The sequence below is a fragment of the Sinorhizobium kostiense genome (assembly GCF_017874595.1).
GTDB classification, from domain to species: domain Bacteria; phylum Pseudomonadota; class Alphaproteobacteria; order Rhizobiales; family Rhizobiaceae; genus Sinorhizobium; species Sinorhizobium kostiense.
In genome coordinates, this window is sequence record NZ_JAGILA010000001.1 from 264,554 (window position 1) to 280,942 (window position 16,389).

Sequence of the window (16,389 nt, forward strand, 5' to 3'; positions counted from 1 at the left end):
GACCCGGTTTCGCAATCCATGGCCCTTTCCCCGTCTGTGGGGAGAGGGTTATTGTCATGAATCAATGTGGAAAGCGGAGTGAGCTCATGACGCAAGCGCTGGAACGTCTCATCGATCATGGCGTTGGCCGCAAGCCGGCGGACATCGTGCTCAAGGGCGGGCGGTTCTTCGATCTCGTTACCGGCGAGCTCGTCGCCTCGGACATCGCCATTTCGGGCAACCGCATTGTCGGCACCTGCGGCGACTATCAGGGCCTGGAGGAGATCGATGTTGCCGGCCGCATCGTCGTGCCCGGCCTCATCGACACGCATCTGCACATCGAATCCTCGCTCGTGACGCCACACGAATTCGACCGGTGCGTCCTGCCGCTCGGCATCACCACCGCCATCTGCGATCCGCATGAGATCGCCAACGTCCTCGGCACCGAGGGCATTCAGTTTTTCCTCGATTCGGCGATGGAGACGATCATGGACATCCGTGTCCAGCTCTCCTCCTGCGTACCGGCCACCCATCTCGAAACCGCCGGCGCCGACCTCCCGGTCGAGCGGCTTGTGCCCTTCCGTCACCATCCAAAGGTGATCGGTCTCGCCGAATTCATGAATTTCCCCGGCGTCGTGCATAAGGACGCGATCTGTCTCGCCAAACTTGACGCCTTCCAGGGCGGCCACATCGACGGCCACGCGCCGCTTCTGCGCGGCAATGAGCTGAATGGCTACCTCGCCGCTGGCATCCGCACCGACCACGAATGCACGACAGCCGAGGAGGCGCTCGAAAAGATCCGCAAGGGCATGCATATCCTCGTGCGCGAGGGGTCCGTTTCCAAGGACTTGCAGGCGCTGATGCCGATCATCACCGAACGCTTGTCACCCTTCCTGGCGCTCTGCACGGATGACCGCAATCCGCTCGACATTGCCGAACAGGGCCATCTCGACCACATGATCCGCGCGGCGATCGCTGCCGGGGTCGAGCCGCTCGCAATCTATCGCGCCGCTTCGATCTCGGCTGCCCGGGCCTTCGGCCTCAGCGACCGCGGCCTCGTCGCCCCCGGCTGGCGCGCCGACCTCGTCGTCGTCGACAGCCTGGAGAATTGCAAGGCGCAATTGGTGTTTTCCGCTGGACGGCGAGTGACCGACCAGCTCTTCGCACAGCGCAAACCTGTCGAGCCGGTGGGGCTCGACAGTGTCAGGGCCGGCGAGGTCAAGGCCGCCGACTTCGGTGTCCCCTATAGCGAAGGCGAGACATCGGTGATCGGCGTGCTGCCGGGCAAGATCATCACCGCGCACCGCCGCTACCGACTGCCCACTGAAGGCAATCAGACCGGTGTCGACCTCGACCGCGACATCATCAAGGTCGCCGTCATCGAGCGCCACGGCATCAACGGCAACCACGCCAACGGCTTCGTCCAGGGCTTCGGGCTGAAAAAGGGCGCGATCGCCTCCACCGTCGGCCATGACAGCCACAACATCTGCGTCGTCGGGGTCAACGAGGAGGACATGGCGCTCGCCGCCAACCGCCTTGGCGAAATCAAGGGCGGCTTCGTCGTCGTCGAAGACGGCAATGTATTGGGCGAGATCGCGCTGCCGGTCGCCGGCCTGATGAGTCTCGAACCTTATGAGAGGGTGCGCGACATTCTCCACCACCTACGCCAGGCGGCCTTCGCGCTCGGGGCTACACTGGAAGAACCCTTCCTGCAGCTCGCCTTCCTGCCACTGCCGGTGATCCCGCATCTGAAGATCTCCGATCGGGGCCTGGTGGACGTCGACAAGTTCGCGCTGATCGGTTGAGGGTTATCCGCCTCTGGCGGCCCTCGTCCGGCTTCACCGACCTGCTCCGTTGCTATCCTACCTTTTCGGCTGCTGTCCTCAGACTGGAGCGAACGAGCACTGCCGGTGCCCTCTCCTCCGTCGTCCTCGGTCGTAAGCTATGCTACCGCAAGCTTCCGCAAAACACATCGAGTCCTTCGAGCTTGACCACATTGTCGGCAAAGGCGGGCGCAAAGCCGGGCATGGGCAGCGCTTCGGCGACGATCGTGTCGGATGACAGGTGCACGGTCTGCGGTTTGCTTGTCAGATTGAAGACGAACAGCAGGCGCTGCCCTCCCTTCTTTCTGACGAAGGCAAGAACGTCACGGTTCGAGGCGAGGAATGCCATCTCGCCATCGACGAGGGTTGCATGTGCCCGGCGGAAAGCAAGCGTGCTGCGATAATGTTCGAGCACCGAACCGGGAACGCCCTCCTGCGCATCGACCGCCAGCAACCGATGGTCCTCGCGCACCGGCAGCCACGGAATGCCCGTGGAAAAGCCGGCATTCGCGCGCCCACTCTCCCAGACCATCGGAGTACGGCAACCATCGCGCCCCTTGAAGGCCGGCCAGAAGCGGATGCCGTAGGGATCGCGCAATTCCTCAAGCGCAAGCTCGGCCTCGGGCAACCCCAGTTCTTCGCCCTGATAGAGGCAGATCGAGCCGCGTAAGCTGGCGAGCAGCGAAATGGCAAGTTTCGCGACCCGCTCCCGGTCGGCCCCGAGCGGCGCGAAACGGCTGGCGTGACGCATCACGTCATGGTTGGAAAAAGCCCAGCACACCCAGCCATCGGTGACGATCGTCTGGAAATTCTCGACGCAACGGCGGAAATGGCTTGCCGTGAAGGTCGGTCCGAGAAGGTCGAACGTATAGCACATGTGCAGCTTGTCGCCGCCGCTGGTATAGGCTGCCACGGTCCTCAGCGACCGGGCGCCGTCGCCGACCTCGCCCACGGTGGCGCGACCGCCATATTCGTCGAGCAGCGCCCGCAGGCGCCGGAGGAAACCGATGTTCTCCGACTGGCTCTTGTCGTAAAGGTGATTCTGCATGCCGTAAGGATTGACGTCCGGCGCGTCGCTGCTCGTCGCTTCCGGATCCGGCACGAGCGGCGGATTGTCGCGCAGATGCCCGTCATGGAAATAGTAGTTTACCGTGTCGAGCCGGAAGCCGTCGACGCCGCGGTCGAGCCAGAAGCGGACGGTCGCAAGCACGGCCTCCTGGACCTCCGGATTATGGAAATTGAGGTCCGGCTGCGAGGTCAGGAAGTTGTGCATGTAATATTGTCTGCGCACGCCATCCCATTCCCAGGCCGGGCCGCCGAAAACCGAAAGCCAGTTGTTCGGTGCCGTTCCGTCCGGCTTCGGATCGGCCCAGACATACCAGTCCGCCTTCGGATTGCTCCGGCTCGCGCGGCTTTCGACGAACCAGGGGTGCCGGTCGGAGGTATGCGAGATCACCTGGTCGATGATCACCTTCAGCCCGAGCCGGTGCGCCTCCGCCATCATCTCGTCGAAATCGTCCAGCGTGCCGAACATAGGATCGACATCGCAGTAATCGGAGACGTCATAGCCCATGTCGGTCTGCGGCGAGGTGAAGAAGGGCGAGAGCCATATCGCGTCGACGCCGAGCGAAGCGATATGGGGAAGGCGACTCGTGACGCCGCGAAGATCGCCGATGCCGTCGCCGTCCGTGTCCTGAAATGAACGCGGATAGACCTGGTAGATCACCGCGCCGCGCCACCAATCGTCGCCGGACCTCGTTGTTATTGCCATTCACATTTCCTCGCTGACGCAATCCGTTCGAGATGTATCTTCCTGCACCCTACAGCGCCGCGCGTCTTATCAGACGCGCAAAGGTCGCTGTAGCACTTTGAAACGCTGCATGTCTTTGTCCTTAAATCGAGCTCGATTTAAGGAGACATGCAGTAGGAGTAAACGGTAGCCGCAACATTCGCTTGCCCCGCCGGCGGCGCTTCGCTAACCCATTCGGTGCGAATCATCGGAGAGGGAGGGGTGAATGGCGGGCAGGATGCTTTCGATCGGCGAGTGCATGGTCGAAATGATGCAGACGGGCGGAGACATGTTGCGCAAGGGTTACGCCGGCGACACCTTCAATACCGCCTATTACGCCCGCCTCTTCCTGCCGACGGATTGGACCGTCGATTATTTCACGGCAGTCGGCACCGATATTGTTTCGAACGAGTTGCTTGGCTTCATGGAGAGCACCGGTGTCGGCACTGGCCATATTGCCCGGATCGAGGGCCGCATGCCCGGGCTCTACATGATCCACCTGAAGAACGGCGAGCGCAGCTTCTCCTATTGGCGCTCCACCTCCGCCGCCAGGCTTCTTGCCGATGACCCCGACCGGCTGCGGACCGCGATCGAGGCCGCCGAGATCGCCTTCTTCTCCGGCATCACGCTTGCGATCCTTTCGCCCGATGCCGCCGAGACGCTGCTGGCGGAACTGCGGCGGGCGAAGGCCGGCGGCAAGCGCGTCGTCTTCGATCCGAACATCCGGCCCCGCCTGTGGGACAGCGCGAAACGGATGCGCGCGACGATCGAGGCCGGCGCCCGGGCAGCGACAATCGTTCTCCCAAGCTATGACGACGAGGCGGCGCATTTCGGCGATGCCTCCGTCGAGACGACGATCGAGCGCTACCGCGCTCTCGGTGTCGCGGACGTTGCCGTCAAGAACGGCGCCGACGGCATCACGCTGCAGTTCGGCAGCGGAACGCGCCTCCACGTTCCCGCGGAGCCTGTTTCCGAAATCGTCGACACCACCAGCGCCGGCGACAGCTTCAACGGTTCATTCCTCGCTCGCCTCGCTCTTGGCGAGAGCCCGGCCGATGCCGCCGCCTTCGCCGCCCGCGTCGCCGCCGCGGTCATCGGCCATCACGGGGCGCTGGTAGCGCGGGAGACTCTGATGGCAGACGGTATTCTTTAACGGCAGAAGAGGAATTTTGCCCCTCACCGTAGCCCTCTCCCACGCTCGCGGGGAGAAGGTGGCCGGTCCACCCAAGCCGGACGAGGGGCCAAAGCCGCCTCCGCCGCCACCTCACCGCCTCTTGCGCGCCTTCGATTCGTATGGATTGTCCGAGGCGCGGAAATGGACGCGGATCGGCACGCCGGGCATGTCGAAATCCTTGCGCAGGCCGTTGACGAGGTAGCGCACATAGGATTCCGGCACCGCCTCGGGGCGGGTACAGGAGATCATGAAACCGGGGGGGCGCGCCTTCACCTGGGTCATGTATTTGAGCTTCAGCCGGCGGCCGGAGACGGCGGGCGGCGGGTGTTGCACCTGCTGCGTTTCCAGCCAGCGATTGAGGCGAGCGGTCGAGATGCGGCGGTTCCAGACCTTGTCCGTTTCGATGATCGCCTGCATCAGCCGGTCGAGCCCGTAGCCCGTATGGCCGGAGATCGGCACCGCGCGGATGCCGCGGGCCTGCGGCAGGAGCCGCTCGGTCTTTTCGCGCAAGTCGGCCAGCACCGCCTGCCAATCCTCGACCAGATCCCACTTGTTGAAGGCAAGCACCGCCGCCCGCCCCTCGCGCAGGACCAGATCGACGATCTGCAGGTCCTGCTTCTCGAATGGAATTGTCGCGTCGAAGACGATGACTACCGTTTCGGCGAAACGGATGGCACGGAGCGCGTCGGCAACGGAAAGCTTTTCGAGCTTCTCCTGGACCTTCGCCTTGCGGCGCATGCCGGCCGTGTCGAACATCTTGATCGTGCGGTCGCGCCATTGCCACTCGACCGAAATCGAATCGCGGGTAATCCCCGCTTCCGGGCCCGTCAGGAGCCGGTCTTCGCCAAGGAAGCGGTTGATCAGCGTCGACTTGCCGGCGTTCGGTCGGCCGACGATCGCAACGCGCAGGGGCTTCGTTTCATCGTAGGCAGGCTCGGCCTCTTCCTCTTCCGCGCTCTCGCCCACCTCGGCCGGCCGGACATCGACATCGGTCACGGCGACGTCCTCGGCAGGCGGAAAAGCCCTCTCCTCGCCGAGTGCGGCGACGATCGCATCGCGCAGGTCGAGCATGCCCTGCCCATGCTCGGCCGAGATCGGGCATGGTTCGCCGAGGCCGAGGGTGAAGGCATCGTAGAAGCCGCCTTCCGAGCCGCGCGCCTCGGCCTTATTGGCGACGACGATGACCGGCTTCCCGCGGCGGCGCAGCATTTCGGCGAGCGTCTCGTCGGCGGGCGTCAGCCCGGCCTTGGCGTCGATGACGAAGAGCGACAAATCCGCCTCGTCGATCGCGGTTTCGGTCTGCGCCCACATCCGCCCCTGAAGACTGTCTGGCGCCGACTGTTCGAGGCCGGCCGTGTCGATGATGCGGAACTTCAAATCGACGAGCTTGGCGTCGCCCGGTCGACGGTCACGCGTAACGCCCGGCGTATCGTCGACAAGCGCCAGCTTCTTGCCAACCAGCCGGTTGAACAAGGTGGACTTACCGACATTGGGGCGGCCGACGATCGCGACGGTGAAACTCATCCTCTAGTGCCTCAAGCCTTGCCGCTGGCGGCGATCACGTCGAGCAGCATCTGCGCCCGGTTCGCGACACCGCGCGGGCTCTCGGTGTCGTCGGCGATCTGCTGAAACCACCCCTTCGCCTTTGCGTAGTCGCCCGCCTTGTAAGCGGCAAGCCCGAGCGCCTCGCGGGCGGAATGGCGCATGGCGTTCTGCGGCACGGCCAGCTGCTCGACCTCGGCGGAAACCTGTTCATAACCTCCGCCATCGATCAGCAGATAGGCCGCGCGCAGCCTTGCGGCGTCGCGCAGCGCTGCCGGAATACGGCTGTCCTTGCCGATTTCGGAAAACGCCGCTGCAGCCGCTTCGGTTTCACCCTTCTCGGCCTGCAGCGTCGCCGACCGCAGGCGCGCGAGAACCGGATAGGAGCCATAGCCTTCCTGTTCCAGCTTGTTCAATTCCGCCAAAGCTTCCTCGGACTTATTCTGCTTGGCGAGATCGAGCGCCGCCAGGAAGGCATCGCCCGATTGCGACGATGAACTCTCCTGCCAATAATCGTAGCCGACCTTGCCGATGGTGCCGAGAACGATCAAGGCGGCAAGCCCGATGATGAGCCCGCCAAACCGCGCCCAGATGGCTTTCATCTGGTCCGAACGGAGTTCTTCATTGACCTCGCGGATAAAGCTGTCGTCTTGGTTCGCCATGTCCCGTCCCGGCTGCCCGGCCTTTTCAGCTAGTTTAGTTCTGGAGCGGGAACGCGCGGGATCGCCGCGCGGTCATTCTCGGTGCCGCTCCAGGAATTGTGCGCCTTCTACCCGATTTTGCGTCGCTTGTAAGGGGGAGAACGTCAATTACCCGACGGTGATCGGCGAGACGCCGATCACGAGCTCGTGCAGCCTCCAGACGATCACGCCGTAGAGCGCCGCCCCGAGGACCGCCGCCGCAAGATCATAGCGGTAGGAGACGAAGGCCGGATTGGCGATCTCGCCGGCGCGCCAGCGCTTCTTCATCGAGATGCGCAGGATCACGCCCCAGGCGAGAAAGGCGCCGAACAGCAGGACGGACGCAGTCTCGCCATTGGCGACGAGATGCGCAAGCGCCCAGATCTTGATCGCCAGAATTGCCGGATGCTTGGTCGCCGCGCGGATCTTGCCGGGCGGCAGGAAGGCGGCGACGAGACAGATCGACGCGATCAGCATCAGCGCCAGCGCTATATGAGCCATGAAGACCGGCGGCGTGTAGAGCATTCCGGTCGTGGCGCGGGCCTGATCGAAGCCGATCGCGATCAGCGCCAGACCGACGACGGAGGCGATGCCGTGGATCGCCCGCCAGCTTGCGGCGCCGCTTCGCTTGATCACCGCCGCGCGGACGCCCGGAGCGAAGCTGCGCACGAGGTGGATGCCCAGGAAAACAACGATACCAAGAACCAGAAGCGCCATGTCTCACCCGATATGAGGAATTCGGCAGGGAGCGGTGCGCGCCACCCGCTTCAACCATTTGTTTACCATCGCATAGCGGGATCCCCCGCGAAATTCCAGACGGATCAAAGGATTGCCGTATTGTTGACGAAGGGAAGTCGGCGAACAAATCGTCGCACTCGCTGATTCTTTCCAGAAAATCCGTATGTCCCGCAAAATCTTCGCGTTCTCCCTTTGCCTTTTTCCCACGCTTGCGCTGGCCGAGCCGCCGTCGGCCGGGAACGAAAAGGAAAACAAGCAGCTCGTCATTATCTCGTTCGACGGCGCCCACGACAATGCGCTCTGGGAGAAGAGCCTTGCCATGGCCAAGCGCACCGGAGCGCACTTTACCTATTTTCTTTCCTGCACCTTCCTGATGACGAAGGCCGATGGGAAGAAGGGCTATCAGGCACCGGGCCAGAAGCCGGGCCGCTCAAACGTCGGCTATGCCCAGGACCGCGCGGAGATTGCCGTACGCGCCGGCCATATCTGGCGCGCCCATCTCGAAGGCCACGACATCGGCAGCCATGCCTGCGGCCATTTCGACGGCCAGGGGTGGAGCGAGGCCGACTGGAGAAGCGAATTTTCATCCTTCCGCACGGCGCTCGTCGACGCCTGGAAGAACGCCGGCAAGGCGCAGGCCGAACCGGAAGGATGGGCGCACTTCGCCCGAACCGGCATTACGGGGTTCCGTGCGCCTTACCTGTCGTTGAGCGCCGGCTTGATGCCGGCGGTCAAGGCCTTCGGCTTCACTTATGATGCAAGCCTCGTCACCAAGGGGCCCGGCTGGCCGAAATCCGAGGACGGTCTGCCCCGCTTCGGGCTGCCGCTCATCCCCGAGGGGCCGTCGCACCGGCCGGTGATCGGCATGGATTACAATCTCTTCATCCGCCATTCGATGGGGATCGAAAACAAAAAGGACAGCGCCCGCTTCGAGGAACGCACGTTGGAAGCCTATCGCGATGCCTTTGCCAGGGAATATGGCGGCGAGCGCATCCCATTGCAGCTCGGCTTCCATTTCGTCGAAATGAACGGCGGCGCCTATTGGCGGGCGCTCGACCGGTTCCTGACCGAGACCTGCAGCAAACCGGACGTTGCCTGCGTCAGCTATACGGAGGCGCTACCGCTGATCGAGAGCGCGAGAAAGAAGGCGGATAGCTCCGCCTTCTGATGACCCGGTGGTTACAGCGCCAACTCTTCCTTGCCGCCGGCGTCGATGAACTCTCGATCGATCTCCGGCAGCGGCTCCTCATAGAGGATCGCTTCGAAGGCGCGCAGGCGCTTGTAGATCGAAAGCAGCTCGACGATCGTCGTCCAGGAATTGACGAGATACTGGAACGATTCGCGCACCTGGCCGAAAACGTTCAGAATCTGGGTCATGACGCCAAGCGTCAGCTTTCCGGCCACGATCGCCGGCACCAGCACGAAAGTGCCGTACAGGTTGTCGGCCTGCAGGTAGAATATGCGTGCGATGTTGAAATACATGTAATGGAAATAGAGGCGGAAATAGTTTCTGCGCACGTTTTCGAAAAGCTCGGCAAGCGTCAGCGGATCGGCGCGATCTGCATGATCTTCGCCGTAGACGAGCTCCTTGCGATAAGCCGCTTCGACGCGCTGGTTTCGAAATTCCAGGCCCGGAAGCTTGATGCCGACGAGGGCAAGGAAAACCGTCCCGAAGATCGACCAGCTGATCGCGGCCCAGACCAGCGCATGGGGCACTTCACCGACGACCGGCAGTACATTGACCTGCTCGGAGAACTTGAGGAGCACCGGGAGGAAGGCAATCAGCGTCATGATCGAACTGACGAGACCGACACCGAGCCGCTCGACCGTCGACGAGAAGCGCATCGTATCTTCCTGAACGCGCTGAGACGCGCCCTCAATATGGCGCAGCCGCGACCAATGTGAGACGTAATACTCGTTCATCGCGGTCCGCCAGCGGAAGATGTAGTGGCTGACGAAGAAAAGATTGAGCACGCCGACGGTCACCGCCACGAAGGCGATGCCGGCAAAGCCGATCATCCCGGTATAGAGCTGCTCGGCGGTCACGGGAGCCGTCCTGGCAAGCGCTTCCTGGATCAGGTTGTAGAAGGGGCCGTACCAGGCATTGATGGCGACGCTGACCTGGACCGAGAAATAGGTGTTGAAGATAATCAGCGCCGACCCGAGGATCGACCAGGTTTGCCATCTGTGTGGCGCGTAGGCGAACCAAAAGGCGGAAAACAGGACGACAACAGCCAGATAGTAGATATAGAACCAGAGGAACGGAGCCGACCAGAAAACCGATACGCCGATGACCGGTTCCACCCCCTCGGGAAGCGGCGGCAAGCCGACCACCGCACCGAAATCGCGGCCTCCGAAGTACCAGAGGAGGATGGCGAATAGTGACCAGGCGACTACGGAGATGAAGAACAGCTTCGGTTTGGGAAAGAAGGATTGGAACAAGGGACGGCACTCTCGTTTTTCTCGGAGGTCAACGACTTACCTCCTGATGCGCCGAAACTAGGGCAATTCGTGTGCATCAACAATTCGACAATGCGAATGTTAACGTTATTTCACGTAGCGGCGCCCGGAGTCCGCCTTGGCGCCGTCAGAACCGCCGGGCGGCGAGCGCGGCCTTGACCCCGCGCGTTTCCAGCATCGTGACAGCGCTGCAACCGAGGAGCACGATGGCGGCGACCAATGTCGGCAGGGTATAACTCTCGGTCCGTTCGGCCATCCAGCCGGCAATCAACGGCCCGACGATCTGCCCGATGCCGAAGGCGGCAGTCATGAAGGAGAGCGCCCGGCGCGGACTTTCGGGCGCGAGCCGGCGTCCGATCTGCAGGCCGTAGGCCGTGATCATCATGAAGGTCGCGCCGAGCATCAGTCCGCCGAAGAGCGGTGCGAAGGGCAGGGGAAGAGAGACGGCCAGCACGAGGCCGATTGCCTCGACCAGGAGGCCGATCGCGTAGACGCCCACCTCACCGAAGCGTGGCACGGCGTAGCGCCAAAGATGCACCGACAGCGCCGCACTGACGCCTGTCAGCAGCCAGGCGAGAAATTCAATGCCGTGACCGCCGCCTGGATTGCGCGCCATGGCGACGAGAAAAGTGGCGGTGATCACATAACCAAAACCGAAGAAGCCGTAGGTGAGTATCATCATCTTCAGCGGCCGCGTCCAGATCAGCGGCTCTTCCGGGCGACTGCTCTCGACGTGGTGGCCGGCCGGCAGCAGCATCGCGACGAGAGCGGTGCCCGCGAGCGCAATGATCGCGCCCGTCAACCAATCTCCTTGCGAGGTGGAGAGGCCGGAAACACCGGCAAGCGGTGCTGCCCAGACCGAAACGGACGAAAGTGCGATGCCAAGTCCGACCCCTCCGAAATGCACCGACGGCACCAGTTCCGACCTGCCGGCGAGCCCCTGCCCTAACACGATCCCGGACACGAAAATCATGGCGAAGGCGCTTGCGAGGCCCGCAAGGAAACGGATGGCACAATAGGCGGGAACCGACGTGCCGAACCCCATCGCGGCAAGCAGCAGCGCCGTCGTCACGAGCGCCGCAAGCCCGAGCCGCCGCTCGTGTCCGTGGGCCCAGCCATAGGCCGCCAGCACGGCGCCCGCGAGATAGCCGACGAAATTCGCCGAAGCGATCAGCCCGGCATCTGCCGGGGAAATGCCTATATCGGCCATCATCGCCGGCAAGATCGGTGTATAGGAGAAACGGCCGAAACCCATCGCCACTGCCATGGCGACAGCGCCGGCGATGGCTGTGGCCGCAAGGCGGCCGTTGGAAACGGCACGCGCAGGACCGCCTGTATCACAGGTGGCGGCTTGCCCGGACCGGGCGTCCTCGCTGTGCGGCAGTCTCTGGTGCGTGCTCATGCCCTGTTATTGCATTGCAATAACAGGGCGACAAATCAGTATAATTGAACACCTCATCGAAGAAGTCGAACGTTCGCCAAGCTCATCCCGGCAGCGTCACCACCAGCGGCCCGCCCTTGGTGACGACGACCGTGTGTTCGTACTGCACCGTCGGGGCGCGCGGTTCGCTGTAGAGCGTCCAGTCGTCGTCTCCGCCCTCGGCCCAATGTGCTCCCATCGACAGGAACGGTTCGACCGTGAACACCATGCCTTCGGTCATCCGCCGCCGTTCGGACGGGTCGGGCCATGTGGCAATCTCGCCGGGCTCCTCGTGCAGCGAGCGACCGATACCGTGGCTCGCCAGATTGGTGACCAGCGAATAGCGGTTCTTGCGGGCGAAGTCGCCGATAGCGTTGCCGATGGCCGCGAGCGGCTGGTTTGGCCGCACCTGCTTGAGCCCCATCCACATGGCCCGCTTGCCGTCACGGCAGAGACGATCGATCGCGGCCGTCACCGGCGGCACCGGGAAGGACGCCCCCGTATCGGCGAAGAGACCGTCCTTTTCGGCGGAAACGTCGATATTGACGAGGTCGCCGGCCTGGATCACCCGGCTACCCGGAATGCCATGCGCGATTTCCTCGTTGACGCTGATGCAGGTGGCGCCCGGAAACCTGTAGCAGAGCTCCGGGGCCGAGCGCGCGCCCGCATCCTCCAACACCTTGCGGCCGATCGCATCGAGCTCCGCCGTGGTGATACCTGGCTTGAGCGCGTTGCCCATCGCTTGCAGCGCATTGGCACAGATACGGCCGATTTCCTTCAGCCGCTCGAGGTCTTCGTCGTTGTTGAGGGTCATGGTGTCTCGCTTTCGCGGCGACATGTAGCGTCTGGGTGCGGCTTATGCCAGTGCCGACAAAAACCCTCAGGAGCCGGATGCCTGCTGGCGCCCTTCCGCGAGCATCTCCCGAACCATCGGCGCGACCTTGGTTCCGTAAAGCTCGATACCGTGCATGATCTGGTCGTGCGGCATAGGCCCGATCGCCATCTGGAGGAGGAAGCGGTCGTTGTGGAAAAGCCTTTGATGCGCAACGATCTTACGGGCGACCGACTCCGGATCGCCGAGGAAGAGATTGCCGGTCGGACTGCGTGCCTGGTCAAAATGCGCGCGGTTCGTCGGTCCCCAGCCGCGTTCGCGGCCAATGCGGTTCATTACCTCGGCCTGCGGTCCATAGAACTGATCGGCGGCCTCTTCCGTCGTGTCGGCGATAAAACCGTGAACATTGATGCTCGTCTTCAGCTTGTGCGGATCCTGACCCGCGCGCCGGGCGGCCTCGCGGTAAAGATCGAAGAGCGGTGCGAAGCGCCGAGGTTCGCCGCCGATGATTGCAAGCGCCATCGGCAGGCCCAACGCGCCGGCACGCGCGACCGACTGCGGCGTACCGCCGACGGCGATCCATAACGGCAGCGGGTTCTTAAGCGGCCGTGGATAGACGCCGCGATCGTTGATCGCCGGCCGCATCTCGCCCGCCCAGGTGACCTTCTCGCTTTCTCGGATCGCTAGCAGCAGGTCCAGCTTCTCGACAAAGAGCTGGTCGTAATCATCAAGCGACTGCCCGAAAAGGGGGAAGGATTCGATGAAGGAGCCGCGCCCGGCCATGATCTCGGCCCGGCCGTTCGAGAGAAGATCGAGGGTTGCGAACTGCTGAAAGACGCGCACCGGGTCGTCGGAACTCAGCACAGTCACTGCGCTCGTCAGGCGGATACGGCTGGTGCGCGCCGCCGCTGCCGCAAGCACGACCGCCGGCGCGGACACCGCATAGTCAGGACGGTGGTGCTCGCCAAGCCCGAAGACATCCAGGCCGACCTGGTCCGCGAGCTCGATCTCCTCGAGGAGATGAGCCAGCCGGCGGCGCGCCTCGGCGCCCTTGTCGGTCGCCGTGGGATCGACGTCCGCGAATGTATAAAGCCCGAGTTCCATGGCGCTATCCTATTTGCTGTTCGCAATGAGATAGTCGGTTCGCAATCAGACCGCAAAGGAATGTGACAGAAACAGACTGTTTCGCGGACGGATGGCATTCCGGCCGCCCCTCATCCGACTGCCGGCACCTTCTCCCCGCAAGCGGGGCGAAGGGACTAGCAGCACGCTTAGTCCCCCGCGCCATCTGCGGCAGAATTAACTGAAAGGGGCGCCGCACAACCCCAGTCCCCTCGCCCCGCTCGCGGGGAGAGGGCTAGTCCTCGGGTTGAACCCGAGGAGAGGGGCAAAGCCGCGTGCTCGCTCGCGCCGGCTACGCCGCCATCAGCGTCCGCTTCACCGCACTGCGCCAACCTTTGAGCTTCCCCTTACGGGTCGGCCCGTCCATCTTCGGCTCGAAGCGCCGGTCGCGCGCCCAGGATTTGGCGAAGTCGTGCCTGTCTGGCCAGACGCCGGCGCGGCTGCCCGCGAGCCAGGCGGCGCCGAGTGCCGTGGTCTCGAGGATTATCGGCCGGTCAACGGGGGCGTCGAGAATGTCGGCCAATCGCTGCATCGTCCAGTCGGAAGCGACCATGCCGCCGTCAACGCGCAGCACCGTTTCCTTGCCCTCTCTCCGCCAGTCCCGGTACATCGCATCGAGTAGGTCGCGCGTCTGATAGCAGACGGACTCGAGCGCCGCCCGGGCGAATTCCGCCGGTCCGGTGTTGCGCGTCATGCCGTAGATCGCCCCGCGGGCGTCCGGATCCCAGTGCGGCGCACCGAGACCGGTAAAGGCCGGAACCAGATAGACATCTTGCGAGGGGTCAGCGCTCTCGGCAAGCGTGCCGGTATCGGGCGCCGCCTTGATGACCTTGAGCCCGTCGCGCAGCCATTGCACAGCCGCTCCCGCAACGAAGATCGAGCCTTCGAGCGCGTAAGTTGTCTCGCCGTCCAGTCGATAGGCGATGGTGGTCAGCAGCCGGTTCTTCGAACGGACGATGTCCTTGCCGGTGTTGAGCAGCGCGAAACAACCGGTCCCGTAGGTCGATTTCAGCATCCCCGGCTCGAAGCAGGCTTGACCAATCGTCGCCGCCTGCTGGTCGCCCGCAACGCCGAGGATCGGAATCGCGGCACCGAAGAGCGACGGTTCAGTGACGCCGAAATCGGCAGCGCAATCCTTCACCTCCGGCAGCATCGCCCGCGGAACTCGCAGAATGTCCAGGAGCTCGTCGTCCCAGGCGTTTTCGACGATATTGTAGATCAGCGTGCGCGAGGCATTGGTGGCATCGGTGACGAAGGACTGGCCGCCGGTCAGCCGCCAGATGAGGAAGGTATCGATGGTGCCGAAGCAGAGTTCGCCCTTCGCCGCGCGCGCCTGCGCGCCCTTCACATTGGAGAGGAGCCAGTTGAGCTTGGTGCCGGAGAAGTAGGGATCGAGCAGCAGACCGGTCTTCTTGGCGAAGGTTTTTTCCAGGCCCTTCTTCTTGAGCTTGTCGCAGAAGGCGGCGGTGCGGCGGTCCTGCCAGACGATCGCATTATGGATCGGCTTGCCTGTTTCGCGATCCCAGACCACGACCGTCTCGCGCTGGTTGGTGATGCCGATGGCAGCGACCTCGCGCGGGACAATGCCGGCCTTCTCCATAGCCTGCGCGACGGTGAGAACCACCGTTTGCCAGATCTCCTCAGGGTCGTGCTCCACCCACCCGGACTTTGGGAAGTGCTGCTTGAATTCCTTCTGGCCGACGCCAACGACCTTTTGCCGCTCATCGAAAACGATCGCCCTGGTGGATGTCGTACCTTGATCGATCGCGAGAATATATCCGCTCATATGCCCCTCCTCGGCACGCGACTTCAAGAAATTGGGTCAGAGACGACCTTCGGAAGAGTTCAATACGATGGAAAAACGAATGTCAAACGAAAACAAAACGCAACTACCCCCTGCTCCTAGTGCATTTCGACTCTGCTTTGATCGGTCGAAAAACACAATTGTCACCGCCGCGCTTTTGCGCGTAGGCTGAAGATCTTGCGTCGCAATAGAGCGGCGAGACGAGAGTGCCAGTCGCGACGCAAAGGGAGAAATCCAGAATGTCGAAAACAGCGGTCATAACGGGTTCGACGAGCGGCATCGGCCTGGCGATCGCCAAGGCTCTCGCCAAGACCGGCGCCAATATCGTCCTGAACGGCTTCGGCAAGCCGGAGGAGATCAGTTCAGTCACGGACGAGGTCGCAGGCCTGACTACCGGCACGGTGCTCCACCACCCGGCCGACATGACGAAACCGGACGAGATTGCCGAGCTGATGGCGACCGCCGCTTCGCGCTTCGGCGGCACCGATATCCTCGTCAACAATGCCGGCGTGCAGTTCGTCGAAAAGATCGAGGACTTCCCGGTCGAACAGTGGGATAGGATCATCGCTATCAATCTCTCATCGTCCTTCCACACCATCCGCGCCGCGGTCCCCGCGATGAAGCGGAAAGGCTGGGGCCGCATCATCAACATCGCCTCGGCCCACGGCCTTGTCGCCTCGCCTTTCAAGTCCGCCTATGTCGCCGCCAAGCATGGGATCATGGGGTTGACCAAGACCGTCGCCCTCGAAGTGGCGGAGAACGGCATCACCGTCAATTCGATCTGCCCCGGCTACGTCCTGACGCCGCTCGTCGAAAAGCAGATCCCGGACCAGGCGCGCACGCGCGGGATCACCGAGGAACAGGTGATCAACGAGGTGATGCTCAAAGGCCAGCCGACGAAGAAGTTCGTCACCGTCGAGCAGGTGGCCTCGCTGGCGCTCTATCTCGCCAGCGACGAGGCCGCCCAGATCACTGGTACGCATGTCTCGATCGATGGCGGTTGGACGGCCCAATAGACGAAAGAAA

Annotated in this window: 13 protein-coding genes; 4 read left to right on the top strand and 9 right to left on the bottom strand. The window is 63.1% G+C overall.

Features of this window, described 5'->3' with window-relative positions; genetic code table 11:
- Positions 1-86: 86 nt before the first annotated feature.
- A complete protein-coding gene (gene ade, locus J2Z31_RS01170) occupies positions 87-1,784 on the top strand; it encodes an adenine deaminase (protein ID WP_209600045.1) in 1,698 nt (565 codons plus the stop codon).
- 142 nt (positions 1,785-1,926) lie between these two features.
- On the opposite strand, the gene bglA is transcribed toward ade, so the two are convergent.
- Entirely contained in the window at positions 1,927-3,573 is a 1,647-nt protein-coding gene (bglA, locus tag J2Z31_RS01175) for a beta-galactosidase BglA (RefSeq protein ID WP_209600046.1), read from the bottom strand.
- Between the two features lie 244 nt (positions 3,574-3,817).
- Here bglA and J2Z31_RS01180 point away from each other — a divergent pair, with 244 nt between their 5' ends.
- Complete coding sequence (locus J2Z31_RS01180) at positions 3,818-4,744, top strand: sugar kinase (protein ID WP_209600047.1); 927 nt, start codon at positions 3,818-3,820, stop codon at positions 4,742-4,744.
- Between the two features lie 111 nt (positions 4,745-4,855).
- Here J2Z31_RS01180 and der read toward each other — a convergent pair whose 3' ends face one another.
- The 3 genes from der to J2Z31_RS01195 form a co-directional block, all read right to left on the bottom strand.
- Positions 4,856-6,289, bottom strand: coding sequence for a ribosome biogenesis GTPase Der (gene der, locus J2Z31_RS01185; protein ID WP_209600048.1), 1,434 nt, complete (start codon positions 6,287-6,289; stop codon positions 4,856-4,858).
- An 11-nt stretch (positions 6,290-6,300) separates the two neighbouring features.
- Complete coding sequence (locus tag J2Z31_RS01190) at positions 6,301-6,969, bottom strand: tetratricopeptide repeat protein (RefSeq protein WP_209600049.1); 669 nt, start codon at positions 6,967-6,969, stop codon at positions 6,301-6,303.
- Between the two features lie 147 nt (positions 6,970-7,116).
- On the bottom strand, positions 7,117-7,704 hold the full coding sequence (locus J2Z31_RS01195) for an NnrU family protein (protein ID WP_209600050.1): 588 nt from the start codon (positions 7,702-7,704) through the stop codon (positions 7,117-7,119).
- A gap of 184 nt (positions 7,705-7,888) precedes the next feature.
- Between J2Z31_RS01195 and J2Z31_RS01200 the strand changes: the two genes are divergently transcribed.
- Entirely contained in the window at positions 7,889-8,893 is a 1,005-nt protein-coding gene (locus J2Z31_RS01200) for a polysaccharide deacetylase family protein (RefSeq protein WP_209600051.1), read from the top strand.
- 11 nt (positions 8,894-8,904) lie between these two features.
- On the opposite strand, the gene bacA is transcribed toward J2Z31_RS01200, so the two are convergent.
- From bacA to glpK, 5 genes are all read right to left on the bottom strand, one after another.
- A complete protein-coding gene (gene bacA, locus J2Z31_RS01205; RefSeq protein ID WP_209600052.1) occupies positions 8,905-10,167 on the bottom strand; it encodes a bacteroid development protein BacA in 1,263 nt (420 codons plus the stop codon).
- A gap of 145 nt (positions 10,168-10,312) precedes the next feature.
- Positions 10,313-11,587: an MFS transporter gene (locus tag J2Z31_RS01210; RefSeq protein ID WP_209600053.1), complete on the bottom strand. Its 1,275-nt coding sequence runs from the start codon at positions 11,585-11,587 to the stop codon at positions 10,313-10,315.
- Positions 11,588-11,669: 82 nt separating this feature from the next.
- Positions 11,670-12,419: a type I methionyl aminopeptidase gene (map, locus tag J2Z31_RS01215; protein ID WP_209600054.1), complete on the bottom strand. Its 750-nt coding sequence runs from the start codon at positions 12,417-12,419 to the stop codon at positions 11,670-11,672.
- Positions 12,420-12,485: 66 nt separating this feature from the next.
- Complete coding sequence (locus J2Z31_RS01220; protein WP_209600055.1) at positions 12,486-13,541, bottom strand: LLM class flavin-dependent oxidoreductase; 1,056 nt, start codon at positions 13,539-13,541, stop codon at positions 12,486-12,488.
- Positions 13,542-13,851: 310 nt separating this feature from the next.
- Positions 13,852-15,345 carry a glycerol kinase GlpK gene (gene glpK / locus J2Z31_RS01225; RefSeq protein ID WP_209600056.1) on the bottom strand — a complete coding sequence of 498 codons (1,494 nt, stop codon included), beginning with the start codon at positions 15,343-15,345 and terminating at the stop codon, positions 13,852-13,854.
- 257 nt (positions 15,346-15,602) lie between these two features.
- Here glpK and J2Z31_RS01230 point away from each other — a divergent pair, with 257 nt between their 5' ends.
- On the top strand, positions 15,603-16,379 hold the full coding sequence (locus J2Z31_RS01230; RefSeq protein ID WP_209600057.1) for a 3-hydroxybutyrate dehydrogenase: 777 nt from the start codon (positions 15,603-15,605) through the stop codon (positions 16,377-16,379).
- Positions 16,380-16,389: the final 10 nt, after the last annotated feature.

What these genes read in the sequence shown, in the direction of transcription:
- ade (WP_209600045.1), top strand. Translation starts at nt 87, where the DNA reads ATGACGCAAGCGCTGGAACGTCTCATCGATCATGGCGTTGGCCGCAAG.
- bglA (WP_209600046.1), bottom strand. Translation starts at nt 3,573, where the DNA reads ATGGCAATAACAACGAGGTCCGGCGACGATTGGTGGCGCGGCGCGGTG.
- J2Z31_RS01180 (WP_209600047.1), top strand. Translation starts at nt 3,818, where the DNA reads ATGGCGGGCAGGATGCTTTCGATCGGCGAGTGCATGGTCGAAATGATG.
- der (WP_209600048.1), bottom strand. Translation starts at nt 6,289, where the DNA reads ATGAGTTTCACCGTCGCGATCGTCGGCCGCCCCAATGTCGGTAAGTCC.
- J2Z31_RS01190 (WP_209600049.1), bottom strand. Translation starts at nt 6,969, where the DNA reads ATGGCGAACCAAGACGACAGCTTTATCCGCGAGGTCAATGAAGAACTC.
- J2Z31_RS01195 (WP_209600050.1), bottom strand. Translation starts at nt 7,704, where the DNA reads ATGGCGCTTCTGGTTCTTGGTATCGTTGTTTTCCTGGGCATCCACCTC.
- J2Z31_RS01200 (WP_209600051.1), top strand. Translation starts at nt 7,889, where the DNA reads ATGTCCCGCAAAATCTTCGCGTTCTCCCTTTGCCTTTTTCCCACGCTT.
- J2Z31_RS01210 (WP_209600053.1), bottom strand. Translation starts at nt 11,587, where the DNA reads ATGAGCACGCACCAGAGACTGCCGCACAGCGAGGACGCCCGGTCCGGG.
- map (WP_209600054.1), bottom strand. Translation starts at nt 12,419, where the DNA reads ATGACCCTCAACAACGACGAAGACCTCGAGCGGCTGAAGGAAATCGGC.
- J2Z31_RS01220 (WP_209600055.1), bottom strand. Translation starts at nt 13,541, where the DNA reads ATGGAACTCGGGCTTTATACATTCGCGGACGTCGATCCCACGGCGACC.
- glpK (WP_209600056.1), bottom strand. Translation starts at nt 15,345, where the DNA reads ATGAGCGGATATATTCTCGCGATCGATCAAGGTACGACATCCACCAGG.
- J2Z31_RS01230 (WP_209600057.1), top strand. Translation starts at nt 15,603, where the DNA reads ATGTCGAAAACAGCGGTCATAACGGGTTCGACGAGCGGCATCGGCCTG.